This is a genomic window from Halomonas profundus, assembly GCF_020865425.1.
GTDB lineage: Bacteria > Pseudomonadota > Gammaproteobacteria > Pseudomonadales > Halomonadaceae > Vreelandella > Vreelandella titanicae.
Map to the genome: position 1 here is coordinate 583,068 of NZ_CP086344.1, position 12,532 is coordinate 595,599.

A 12,532-nucleotide genomic window follows, 5' to 3' on the forward strand; every position below is an offset into this window, starting at 1 on the left:
GGAATTGCGCTAGTTGTATTGGGTGAGAATGATAAGTCCAACGAAGGCTGAGGCAACGAGCGACGACCATGAGTACCCCAATAACGCTGTTTGACAAAGTTTGGCGCGCCCACGAGGTTCACCGCAGTGAAAGCGGTCAGAGCCTGCTGTGGATTGACCGCCACTTTGTCCACGAAGGCTCCTTCCACGCGTTCAATAAGCTGGCTGAACGCCAGTTGCCCGTTGCACGGCCCGATTTAACCTTTGGTATTGCTGACCACTACGTACCAACGCTGACTCGCGACCTGGCAGGTGTTGCCGACCCCAAAGTGCGCTCGATGATTGAGCAGCTCTCCCACAATACCCAGCGGCATGGGGTGACGCTGTTTGGTCTCGATGACCCGCGTCAGGGCATTGTTCATGTGCTAGGCCCCGAGCAGGGACTCACTCAGCCCGGCATGGTGATGGTGTGCGGCGATAGCCATACCGCCACCCATGGCGCTTTTGGCAGCATTGCCTTTGGCATTGGCGCCTCGGAAGTGGCCCACGTGCTGGCCACGCAAACCTTGTGGCAGAGCAAGCCCAAGGTGATGCGGATTAGCGTCGAGGGCCAACTGGCCGAGGGCATCACCGCCAAAGATATTGCGCTCACCTGGATTGCGCGGCTAGGCGCCGACGGCGCACGGGGTTATGCCATTGAGTACGCTGGCGAGGCGATCCGCTCGCTCTCCATGGAAGCGCGTCTCACGCTGTGTAATCTCTCCATTGAAGGCGGCGGCCGCTGCGGCATGATTGCTCCAGACCAAACCACCTTTGACTATTTGCGTGACCGCCCCTGGAGTCCGAAAGGGGGAGCCTTCGAGCAAGCCTGCACCTATTGGGCCACGCTCTACAGCGACCCAGGCGCCCGTTTTGATCTTGAAGTGACGCTGCATGCGGACGAAATCGCGCCGACGGTGACCTGGGGCGTCTCGCCCGAAGAAGCGCTGCCGATTGATCGCGCTGTGCCCGACCCTGAGAAATTGAGTGATCCCGCGAAAGCGCGCCAGGCTCGGGAGAGCTTGGCCTATATGGGCTTAACGGCGGGCCAAAAACTCACCGATATCAACATTGATCGGGTCTTTATCGGTTCTTGTACCAACGCGCGTATTGAAGATTTACGGGCCGCTGCCGCCGTGCTGGCAGGGCAAAAAAGTCGTGTGCCCGGTATGGTCTCGCCCGGCTCAACGCAAGTGAAAACCCAGGCCGAAGCCGAAGGGTTAGACCGTATCTTTATCGACGCTGGGCTTGAGTGGCGACACTCAGGCTGCTCTATGTGCGTAGGCATGAACGGTGATTTAGTGGCCAGCGGCGAACGCTGCGCCTCGACCACCAATCGCAATTTCAAGGGCCGCCAAGGGCCTGGCGCGCGCACTCATTTGATGTCACCCGCCATGGTGGCCGCAGCGGCGGTGAGTGGGCGGCTAGCCGATGTGCGTACGTTAGCAGCGGGCGCTGATTCATCCGTTCAGGCTTCAGGAGCGCACTAATGCAACCGATTACCGTACTGGACACTCTTGGCGTTGCCCTTGCCGCGGCTAACGTGGATACCGATCAGTTGATTCCCGCGCGCTTTATGAAAGAGCCGCGCAGCGTTGGCTACGGTCAGTTTTTACTTTATGACGTTCGCCACGACGAGCAGGGCACACCGGACGAAGAGTTTATTCTTCATCGCCCTAATGCTGCCGACGCTGAAGTGATGGTCAGTCGCCGCAACTTTGGCGCGGGGTCATCGCGGGAAGCGGCAGTCTATGCACTGGTCGATTACGGCTTTCGCTGTGTGGTGGCGCCAAGCTTTGGCGATATTTTTGCTTCTAACGCCGTCAATAATGGCTTACTGCCTGCGGTGGTGGAAGAGGATGAAGCCGAGCGTTTGTTATCAGCGCTTGGCGATGCACCGGCGGCGATACACGTTGACTTAGACAAGCAGGTCGTCCGTGTCGCCGAAGTAGAAGTCAGCTTTTCAATTAGCCCGGTTTGGCGCACCAAGCTGCTTAACGGTTGGGATGATATTGATATGACCCGCCAGCATGCTGACACCATTACTGATTTCTCAGCACAGTACACGGCACAGTTCCCTTGGACAGCGGCTCAGCCGCCAGAGAGTACCCTTATCAGCAAGGGGTAGAAACGGCCTGGAAGTATATTGCTAACAACAGCACGCACGTTTGCAACAGACGTTTATAAGAAGGGTTAATAAACAGCAGCTTATAAAAACGGTTTAGAAACAAAAACGCTATAACGCAAATTATCTTGTGCAGGAGACAAACTAATGAAAAAAGTAACCCTTACCCTGGGCGTGCTAACTGCCCTGGCTTCCACTCAAGTGCTGGCCGTTGATCAAATTAACGCAGTGCATGCATTTCCCCCCTCGTTGATCTATACCCAGAGCTTTTTAGAGTTCGTCGATAAGGTGAACGAACGCGGTGAAGGTGTGGTGCAAATTAACGTACGCGGCGGCCCTGAAGTGATTGGCCTTTCCGAGCAGCCCGACGCAGTTCGCAACGGCGTGGTCGATATGGCCTACACCGCTGCGAGCTTCTACGCAGGTACCGTACCAGAGCGCGATGCCATGGTCGCCTCGAACACTAACGCTATCTACGCACGCGAAAATGGCGGCATCGACCTGCTTAATGAAATTCATCAGGAGAAGATGGGCACCTACTATCTGGGCTGGTTCGACAGCGGGGTCAGCTACAACTTCTACACCATTGATGAGCCCACCGTCGATGGCGAAGGTAACCTAAACGTTTCGGGCCTACGCCTACGCAGTAATCCGGTGTATGACGCCTTCTTCCAGGACTACCTGGGCGCTCAGCCAATCAGCCTGCCGACCACCGATGTTTACGCGGCCCTGGAGCGGGGTGTAGTGAACGCGACTGGCTGGACTCAAATTGGCCTGAAAGACCTAAATTGGGATCGTTTTCTTAACTATCGGGTTGACCCTGCCTTCTTCTCCACCGATATGGGGGTGATCGTTAACCTGGATAAGTGGAACCAGCTCAGCGAAGAGTCGCAGCAAATTCTTCAGGAAGTCGCCATTGAGCATGAGCGCGACAGCGCCGAACAACTGGCTGAATTAGCCAACGAGCAACAGGCTCAGCTTGAGGCCGATGGCATGCAGGTCATCACCCTGGAAGGCGAAGCAGCACAGCGATTCTCAGACGCTGCCCGGGATGCCACCTGGGAACGTATGCGTGGCCAGATGGAGCGCCACCCCATGGGGCTTGAACACTACGATACGCTGATCGAAAAATTCAACGATCTATAGAAACGTAGGGGCGCCGAGCGGTCGAGCGCCCTATTTGTGTGGCTTATTTTCTAGGGTTTTTTATGCGCTACGCACAACGCGGCTATCTGCTGCTGCTCAACGGCATGGCCCTGCTGGCCGCCATCATGCTGGTTTGGCTGATGGTGGCCGTGGTGCTTTCGGTGGTGATTCGTAACTTAGGTCTTCAGCCCTCTGCATGGTTTTTTCTCTCCACCGAGTACGCCATGTTCTACCTCACTCTACTCGGGGCTCCCTGGCTGGTGCGCCAAAAAGGGCATGTGCATATTGAACTACTGACCTCGGTGTTGCCGTCAGCAGCGCTAAATATCCTCAGCCGAGGGGTAGCGCTGCTCTGTGTCGTGGTGTGCGGCGTGCTGGCGTGGAAGGGGCTTGATCTGGTGCTGCTTAATATCGAGCGCACTGACTATGACGTGCGGGCTTTCTTTGTGCCGAAATGGATACTGACCATTGTTTTCCCCATCAGCTTTACCCTGATGGCGATCGAATTTGGCCGCTTTGTGGTGGGCCATGAAATTCTTCACAGCGGCGAAGCGGGGATTAAAGAATAATGGAATGGTACTTTGCGCTCGCTTTCCTGCTCTCGTTGATTTTGATCTTTATGGCGATTGGCACCCCCATTGCCCTGGCCTTTTTGGCCGCCAATGTGATTGGTGCCTGGCACTTTATGGGCGGCCAAACCGGCATCTTGCAGATGCTCAACAACGGTTTCGGCGCACTATCCAGTTTTAATTTGGTGCCCATTCCGCTGTTTCTGTTGATGGGCGAGCTGTTTTTCCGCACTGGTCTAGGCATGAAAATGTTCAACGCTATTGACCAGCTAATGGGCAAGGTGCCGGGGCGTTTATCTTACGTAACAGTGGTGGGTGGGACGGCTTTCTCCACTCTCAGTGGCTCCTCCATGGGCTCTACGGCATTAATGGGTTCGCTACTGGTGCCAGAAATGGAGCGGCGGGGCTATAAAAAGAAAATGGCGATTGGCCCGATTCTGGGCACTGGCGGCCTGGCGATTATTATTCCGCCTTCTGCGCTGGCAGTGTTGTTAGCAACCTTGGCAAAAGTGGATATTGGCGCGCTGCTTATTGCCGGTATCTTGCCGGGGCTAACGCTGGCGGGGTTCTATATCGCGACCATTTTTATTCAGACCAAGCTGGATCCTCAGGCCGCCCCGAATTATGAGCTTGAGCCGGTGCCGCTGAGCGCGAAGCTCAAACTGATCGTGACCGATATTCTACCCATGCTCAGCGTGATGGTGATTATCGTCACATTAATGCTGATTGGGTTTGCCACGCCGTCAGAGGCTGCAGCCTTTGGCGCGCTAGGTGTGATTATCCTGGCGTTTATTTTCCGCTGCATGACCTGGGAGGCGTTTAAACTTTCGGTCACCGGGGCATTAAAAGTCACGCTGATGGCCTACCTGATCGTGTTTGGCTCGGCTACCTTCAGTCAGTTGCTTGGTTTCTCAGGCGCTTCGGGTGGCTTGATCGGCTGGGCGACCAGTTTCGATCTGTCGCCGATTCTGATGCTCCTGGCGATGTTTGCGGTGCTACTGGTGCTGGGCACCTTTATGGAGCAGATCTCTATCATGATGCTGACCGTGCCGATCTTTTTCCCGCTCGCCCAGGCGCTTGGGTTTGATTTGGTGTGGTTCGGTATCGTTGTTCTACTGGCGCTTGAAATTAGCTTCTCAACGCCGCCCTTGGGTCTTTTGTTGTTTGTCATGAAAGGGGTCGCACCGGCAGGTACTACCATGAGAGAAATATATTCGGCAGCGATTCCCTACATTCTTTGTTCGATGCTGCTGGTCGCAGTGCTGATAGTGTTTCCGGGCCTCGCGACTTGGTTGCCCAGTATGCTGCAATAGAGCTTTTAGCAAGAAAAGTGCAGGTAGTAAAAAAGAGAGAGGCTGCGGCCTCTCTTTGCGTTTAAGCGTTATTAGCTCTTACTTATTCCCAGGACGGGAATGGATCGGGCAGTTTCTTCCACGCGTTCATGCCTTGCAGTAGTTCCGCTTCGCTTATCAGGCAGCCATCCAGCGCTTCACGCATTTTATCTTGTTCCAGGTTCTGACCGATAAAGACCAGCTCCTGGCGCATATCGCCAAACGGCTCCTGCCACTTTTCCATAATAAACTGACGCGTTTCGGGATCCGTTGGCCAACGCTCTTCGGGAATCGCCTTCCAGAATATCCCGGCTGGGCCGTGGTGGGCGATGCCGCCTGCCTGGCTCCATTGACCGGCGGATTGGGGGCGAGTGGCGAGCCAGAAGAAGCCTTTCGAGCGCAGCAGGCCCTTACCAAACCACTCCTGGTTGAGCAGGTCATGAAATTTCTGTGGGTGGAAGGGGCGGCGGGCGTGATAGGCAAAGCTGCCAATACCGTACTCTTCGGTCTCTGGCACATGCTCGCCGCGCATCTCTTTTAGCCAGCCCGGTGCCAACTGGGCACGCTCGAAATTGAACTTGCCGGTATCCAGTACTTTATCGAGCGGCACGCCGCCTTGAGTGATCGGCACCAGTTCCGCGTCGGGGTTCAGCGAGTGCAAGATAGCCTTCAGCGCCTCCAACTCTTTCTCATTGATCAGGTCAGTTTTGCTGATCAGCAGCACATTGCAAAACTCGATTTGATCGACCAGCAAGTCAGCGACATTGCGCTCGTCATCCTCGCCTAAGCTTTCGCCCGCTTCGGTGAGGCTTTGCGCTTCGCGGTACTGTTCAAGAAAGTTGGCGCCATCAACGACGGTGACCAGCGTATCCAGCCGGGCGACGTGGGAGAGGCTCTGGCCGCTTTCATCTTCAAAAGTGAAGGTTTCCGCCACGGGCAGCGGTTCGGAAATCCCGGTGGACTCAATGACCAGGTAATCGAACTTGCCTTCCCGGGCCAACTGGCTGACTTCTTCCAGCAGGTCTTCGCGCAGGGTGCAGCAGATGCAGCCATTGCTCATCTCTACTAAACGCTCTTCAGAGCGGTTCAGAGCAACATTACCATCCAGCGTCGACTCACCAGGGCCACCGCGCACCAGTGCACCGTCGATATTTACCTCGCTCATATCGTTCACAATGACCGCGACGCGGCGGCCTTCACGGTTGGCGAGAATATGATTAAGCACGGTGGTTTTACCGGCACCTAGAAAGCCCGAGAGCACCGTCACGGGCAGGGGAGAAAATGCGGTCATTGCTAGGGCACCTCTAAATGGGTTTATGTTATGTGATAATATAACAATTTAGATGCTTAGAGGAAGATTTGTTTCAGAGGAGGTCGAGTCAGTTTTCGTACAAAGCCTAGTGGATTTCAGCGCTTATATTGCGTTGGGCAATATCCACGTAGAACATCCGGCGAGCGCAGAGCTTGGTGTTTGGTGGCGCGGCCGGTGACACGTGTGCGCCATAAACGAAACGAGGCGGGTTTAAGCTGGTGGCGCATCACCTCAATCACATCGGGCTCGGCAAGCCCAAACAGCGTTTCGATCGCTTCAAACGGCGTGCGGTCTTCCCAGGCCATTTCTATAACGCGTGACTGTTCGTCATCGGGTAAGCGGCGAAAGCGCTTAACGGGGGCTTTTGGCATCGTTCACCTCAAGGTATGTTATTGGTGGGTATTAAGTCTGCGGGCAGTGTAGCGCTTTTTAATAGACCAGCGCAGCGCATCAATCACGATGAAAATCGCCAGGCTTACACCCAGTACGGGCAGAGCTACGCCAAGCGTGATAGCGACGAACAGCACGCCGAGTTGGGTCGTAAGCGGAAGCATTAGCCAGGGTTCAGTCACCGTTGGGAAGCGCTGACCACTCGCCGTGCGTAGCCGCCGCCACGCCATTACGTAACCCCATACCATCAGCGTCACAAGCCCCGCGGCGATCAACGCCAGCACTATTTGATTCGCGATACCAAACAGTACGCCCATATGCAGATCAATCCCCCAGCGGGTGAGCTTGGCGGCTAGTGGGAAGGTGGTAAAATCGGTTTGATCGGTCACAGCCATGCTTTGCGGATGCAGCGCCACCTGGTCTACCTGCGTAGGCCACTGGCGATCAATTTCCGCTACCCGCCATGCCTCCTGGGAACTGCTCGGAGGCGTTAGTTGGATGCGCGCTGCGCTAAGCCCCGCCTTACGAGCAGCGCTCAGCGCCCGGTCAAAGTCCTCTAACGTGATAGACGTGGCCACCATTGCCATATGGCCGTGATGCTCAGCATGTTCATCGGCTACCTGGCTATCGGTATCGATCAGTGCCGTTGAGGCACTTGGCGTGCCCCAGCCCCAGGCATGACGAAGTTCCGCAATATTGCTCCCTGCCCACTGTGACCAAGTGAGCCCCGTTGCCGAAAAGAACAGCAACCCGAGGGAAAGCACTACGCCTAGTGTTGCGTGGCGCTGGCGTGTGGTGTGGGCGCCTGACAGTGCTTTCAGTGTGCGGCGTTGGCGAATCCACAGCGTTATGCCACCCAGCGCGGCAAGCCAAAGCCATGAGGCAGCCAGCTCACTATAGAGACGCCCCATCTCGCCCATTAACAGCTGGCGGTGAAAATGATCGATCGCGGTGCGCAGCGGTAAAATACCGCTGGTACCGTAAACCGTCGTATCACCGGTCACTTTCAGGGTAATGGGATCGACAAACAGCGCCCGATGTTCAGAAGGCCCCAGCCCTGGCTCGCTAAACATGAGTCGGGTGGTGTCGCCTAACGCCGGTGCAGGGCGCACCGCGCTGGGCAGGGTTGGTTCGCCCAGGTATTGCTGGGCCGTAGTGATCTGTTCGGCAAGTGAATGAGGCTCGCCCTGAGTAGCGCCATACAGGGTGTCATGGTAGAGCCACTCTTCAAGTGGTGGGCTAAGCAAGTAAGCGATACCAGACAGTGCCGCGATAAGAATAAAAGGGCCGACGAAGAGGCCAATATATAGGTGTAAGCGGCTAAGCAGGGCAAAAAGCAGCTTGCCGGTGCGGTTAGAGGAGTGGGCTGTCATTGGCTTGAATCCGAGTGGCATCGGTAAATTAGCCAGACAGCTTAGATAGTTTAATTAGCAATCGCTAGCCTGTGCGTAGCGGTAAAAAGTCACACGCTTAGCGGCTAGACGGAGTGGGCTTGACGGCCAGGAGTGCACGGAATAGACCATTCATTAGCACCGGTTCGTCGTGGTGAATCTGAAACCCAGCTTCGCTGAGCAGTGGCTGTGCTTGGCGTGTAATGTCGGTGGCAAGTGCCGATGTGACTCCATTCAGAAGACGTCGGCCCGCACCCACAGATTGACCGTCTGGCTGGAACTTATCCATTACGCACAGCTGCCCACCGGGTTTTAACACGCGGTACGCTTCGGCAAGCCCTCGCTGTGGATCAGGCATTACCGCAATAATCAGATGCATGATGACGGCCTCAAAGTGCTCATCGGGGTAGTTGAGCGCCTCGGCATCCATCACACTACATTCCACATCGTGGCGAAGCTCCTTGGCTCTTTTTGCCGTGCGCTTCACCATGGCCGGAGCGATATCGGTGGCGTGCAATTCGATGTCATGAGGCAGAAAAGGCAGGTCTAACCCTGTGCCAGCCCCTACCAGCAGCACCCGCATACCGGGCTCCCAATCTACCTGTCCAAGCGCAATACGCCGTGGCCTACGAAACGCACGGGCGGCGACCGCATCGTAGAAAGGTGCGTAAACGGTGTAGCGAAGGCGATTCCACGCGGTGGTGTTGAACATAACGCCCCTTTGCAGCTCAACGCTGCGATTGCTGAATGCCGGTTGTCGACTATTTACATCAGACTACCTATAGCATGAAAGCAATCATTCAACCAATAAAGCGTGCTCATGTTGGATGATTTATTTTATATGGCTAATATTATCATCCTATCAAATTTATTGTGTAGAGTTTATGAAATAGTAAACGTTATAGTGATCCTTTGGTTGATTTTTTGTAGTAATTTTTGATTGGTTTTAAAGTTTTTGAGATAAGATTTTGTCATTTTGTTTGATTACCCTTTTTGTAGGCGTGTAGTTAAGCTTTCAACAATATCGATAACTAGCTGGCGATCATTTTGATTTAAAGGCTCTAAAAGCTGTTTCATTCTGCTTGACTGATCATCGATATGAAAACTGGCTTGCCCAAATAATTCAGCTGCCTCGCAGTTGAAAATTTCAGCAAGCTCTATTAGGCGCACAATGTTGGGGATCACCCGCCCGCGCTCGATGCGCGAAACGGCTTCGTTACCAACACCTAGGCGCTCAGCAACTTCCTCTTGGGTCAATTGACTGCGAACCCGCTGTTTGGCAATTGCCCGGCCGATACTGCCTGCAAGCCGTTTCTGTTCTGTTTTATTCACAATGTCCTCCATTAGACCTAGATGGTTGAGGAACGACCTATTGACATGAAGGACTGTTTAGGTTGAATATCATCTTCTAAGGTTGATTTGGATGCCTGTAGTTACTTTTTGTTTCGTTTGGTTACGCCATGAAATGTGTAATTAAGAGGTAATGATTTAATTGGGTAGCCAAAAAAAATAAAAAGCATAGGTGTGATAAGTGGAAACGCCCGAAGCTATAAAGCATACAACTGAGGGCAGCTTTAGTAGTGTAAGTTGTTAATATGTTTTCAGTGTTAATGTTCAAGTGGCTTTGGTTGGTTGTTTGAAGGTTGTTTAAAATCTTATAAAAGAAGATTGTGGGGTGTTGAATGTTAGGTGGTTTTTCTTTTGTAAGCTTTAGGCGTTTATAAACTTTAGTCGTTGATCGGTTACCGAATGGCGTTTATGCGGCGGATCGGTGCGTTTTTTTTAAATACTGTTCAGCAAGAGCGGGAGAGAAGCTTGATGTGTAAATCCGAAGGCGCTTAATAACATGCTCCCTACTTCTGCACCAGAGATTTTTCGACAGTTGGCGGATAAGTTGACCTGCGTCAGTGAAGAGGGCTTTTTTCAACACCTTGTGCGATCCCTGACGGGTATCCTTGGCGTTGATCATGCCGTTGTTGAATATGTCGATAGCCGCCAGGGCACTGTGAGCACATTGGCAGCGTGGTCTCAGGGTGAATTCATTGAGACAGCTCCGTATTCACTACAAAGCACGCCATGCCAACAGGTCGCGGAACACTCACGGTTGTTTGTGCCTGCTTCTGCTCGTCAGCAGTTCCCGGATGATCAGCGGCTGGACTCCCTGAGCGTTGAGGGGTATTTGGGTATCTCCATCGCAGCGCCTGGTGGCGGCTTTTTGGGTGCTATTGCGCTAATGCACTCATCCGTCCTGGAGCTTCCTTCTTATGCCGATGAAGTGTTACGTATCTTTGCGGCGTTGGCTGGCGCAGAGTTGGCGCGTCAGTTAGCAGAAAGCCAAACGCGCGAACGTCTGTTATATAAACAGCAGGCGTTGCAGCGCATTGGTCGACACAACACCGCCCTGATCAACACCATTAATGAGCAGCAACGCTTTCAACACGCCGTTGTTAGCTTGGCAACTGCGGTCTCAGCTGAGAATGGCGAAGCGTTTCTGCGCCGGCTAACCGCCCATATGGCCGAAGCGTTATCCGCTGAAGTGGGGTTTATAGCGCTACTGGACGAGCAGGATTCCGATATCGCGCATACCTTAACGCTGTATGTAAATGGTCAGTGCCAGGATAATTTTGCTTATTATCTTCCCGGCGTTCCTTGCCATAAGGTAATGGTGGAGCAAGAGTGTATCGTTCACGAGGGCGCCGCCATTAGGCTGCCTGCTGAAACCAACGGGGCGCTTTCGTGGGTAAACGGCTATGTTGGGCGGCGGCTGGATGATAGCCATGGTCAGCCGATGGGGCTTATTGGCGTCATGTTTAAGAAGCCGCTGGACGATGTGGATGTTGTGCGCAATGTCTTGCAGATATTTGCTGCGCGGGCCGCTTCAGAGCTTGAACGCCAACAAGACGAAGTACGCATTCGCCAATTGGCTTTTTCTGATTCGGGGACTCAATTGCCCAACCGTGCTGCCTTTATGCTCCACTTAGAGCGAGTGGTCGCCGATACGCAGACCACTGAATTGGCGCTATTGCTACTGGATCTTAATCATTTCAAAGAGATCAATGATACCGCTGGGCATGACCTGGGCGATTTAGTCCTAAAGGCCGTGGCCGAGCGCTTTGCAGCTTCGTTGACGGAGGGACAGTATTTAGCACGCTTAGCTGGTGATGAGTTTGTGGTGGTTTGCCCTGGTGTTGAGGCAAGCAGCGCGTTAGCCACAGCTCAGCAATTGTGCGACAGCATCGCGCAACCGTTTATTGTTGAGCAACACTCCTTTGAGCTTTCTGTGGGAATCGGTCTGGCGCTATATCCTCAGCATGCGGCAATGCCATTAGAGCTGTTGAAACACGCCGACATTGCCATGCATCAAGCCAAGCGGCAAAAGCTTCCCGTATGTGTATTTGAACCCTGGATGGGGCGCGTTGTGGCTGAACAGTTGCATATCGCCAAACGCCTGGCGTCCGCCATTGCCGAAAAACAGCTGAGCCTGCACTTTCAGCCCCAGGTAGATTTGCACACCGGCCAGTTAATTGGCGCTGAGGCGCTGTGTCGGTGGCACGATGAGGAACTGGGTGACGTTTCACCGGGTAAATTTATTCCTATTGCCGAGGAGCGCGGCATGATTGTCGCGCTCGGCAGTTGGGTGATAGAGGAAGCCTGCAGGCAACTTGCCGCATGGCGAGAGCAGGGGCGCTCTATGCCTGGCCAGTTAGCGATTAATATTGCCGCCCAGCAGTTTGAAGAGGATGATTTGGTGACTGGCCTGCTCGGTTGCTGTGTCGACTTTGGCGTTGAGGCGTCACAACTTAGCCTGGAAATTACCGAAAGCGGTATCATGGAGAATCCTGAAAAAGCGATTGCTATGACCGAAGTGTTAAAGAGCAAAGGGTTAGGGCTTGCCATTGATGACTTTGGCACCGGGTATTCGTCGCTTGCCTACCTAAAGCGCTTCGCCGCCGATAAAATTAAAATCGATATCTCCTTCGTCCGCGATATGCTCACCAGCGACAACGACCGTGTCATTGTGGCAACGATCATTGCCATGGCGAACACGCTGGGCCTTGAAACCATTGCGGAAGGGATTGAGAACCAAAACCAGATTAACGCATTGCTCGCAATGGGCTGTGCCCAGGGCCAAGGCTACTACTTTGATCGGCCATTGGCAGCTAAAGAGTTTGCCCAGCGCTGGCTGCGCTAGGTGAGTAGGTCGTTTTTGCATTGAGCGTTTTTGAAGAGCGCCCACCAAACTGCTATCT

Annotated in this window: 11 protein-coding genes; 6 read left to right on the top strand and 5 right to left on the bottom strand. The window is 53.8% G+C overall.

What is annotated here, in order from left to right; genetic code table 11:
• The first annotated feature begins 68 nt into the window (after positions 1-68).
• From leuC to LMS44_RS02785, 5 genes are all read left to right on the top strand, one after another.
• The gene (gene leuC / locus LMS44_RS02765; protein WP_278370533.1) at positions 69-1,508 is read left to right on the top strand and encodes a 3-isopropylmalate dehydratase large subunit; all 1,440 of its coding nucleotides are present in this window, start codon (positions 69-71) and stop codon (positions 1,506-1,508) included.
• On the top strand, positions 1,508-2,146 hold the full coding sequence (gene leuD / locus LMS44_RS02770; protein ID WP_022520122.1) for a 3-isopropylmalate dehydratase small subunit: 639 nt from the start codon (positions 1,508-1,510) through the stop codon (positions 2,144-2,146). The genes leuC and leuD overlap by 1 nt, the downstream gene beginning before the upstream one ends.
• 144 nt (positions 2,147-2,290) lie before the next feature.
• Complete coding sequence (dctP, locus tag LMS44_RS02775) at positions 2,291-3,289, top strand: TRAP transporter substrate-binding protein DctP (RefSeq protein ID WP_022520121.1); 999 nt, start codon at positions 2,291-2,293, stop codon at positions 3,287-3,289.
• 62 nt (positions 3,290-3,351) lie between these two features.
• Entirely contained in the window at positions 3,352-3,858 is a 507-nt protein-coding gene (locus LMS44_RS02780; protein WP_342411131.1) for a TRAP transporter small permease, read from the top strand.
• On the top strand, positions 3,858-5,171 hold the full coding sequence (locus tag LMS44_RS02785) for a TRAP transporter large permease (RefSeq protein WP_138800443.1): 1,314 nt from the start codon (positions 3,858-3,860) through the stop codon (positions 5,169-5,171). Before LMS44_RS02780 ends, LMS44_RS02785 begins: the two co-directional genes overlap by 1 nt.
• An 82-nt stretch (positions 5,172-5,253) precedes the next feature.
• Here LMS44_RS02785 and zigA read toward each other — a convergent pair whose 3' ends face one another.
• The 5 genes from zigA to LMS44_RS02810 form a co-directional block, all read right to left on the bottom strand.
• Positions 5,254-6,480, bottom strand: a complete 1,227-nt coding sequence (gene zigA / locus LMS44_RS02790) for a zinc metallochaperone GTPase ZigA (protein ID WP_278370824.1) — start codon at positions 6,478-6,480, stop codon at positions 5,254-5,256.
• Positions 6,481-6,596: 116 nt separating this feature from the next.
• On the bottom strand, positions 6,597-6,872 hold the full coding sequence (locus tag LMS44_RS02795) for a TIGR03643 family protein (RefSeq protein ID WP_138800445.1): 276 nt from the start codon (positions 6,870-6,872) through the stop codon (positions 6,597-6,599).
• Between the two features lie 18 nt (positions 6,873-6,890).
• On the bottom strand, positions 6,891-8,264 hold the full coding sequence (locus tag LMS44_RS02800; protein ID WP_278370825.1) for a PepSY-associated TM helix domain-containing protein: 1,374 nt from the start codon (positions 8,262-8,264) through the stop codon (positions 6,891-6,893).
• A gap of 97 nt (positions 8,265-8,361) precedes the next feature.
• The gene (locus LMS44_RS02805; protein ID WP_278370826.1) at positions 8,362-8,994 is read right to left on the bottom strand and encodes a class I SAM-dependent methyltransferase; all 633 of its coding nucleotides are present in this window, start codon (positions 8,992-8,994) and stop codon (positions 8,362-8,364) included.
• A 272-nt stretch (positions 8,995-9,266) separates the two neighbouring features.
• Positions 9,267-9,614: a helix-turn-helix domain-containing protein gene (locus LMS44_RS02810; RefSeq protein WP_022520115.1), complete on the bottom strand. Its 348-nt coding sequence runs from the start codon at positions 9,612-9,614 to the stop codon at positions 9,267-9,269.
• A gap of 514 nt (positions 9,615-10,128) precedes the next feature.
• On the opposite strand from LMS44_RS02810, the gene LMS44_RS02815 reads away from it, so the two are divergent.
• Complete coding sequence (locus LMS44_RS02815) at positions 10,129-12,474, top strand: putative bifunctional diguanylate cyclase/phosphodiesterase (RefSeq protein ID WP_278370829.1); 2,346 nt, start codon at positions 10,129-10,131, stop codon at positions 12,472-12,474.
• The last annotated feature ends 58 nt before the right edge of the window (positions 12,475-12,532 follow it).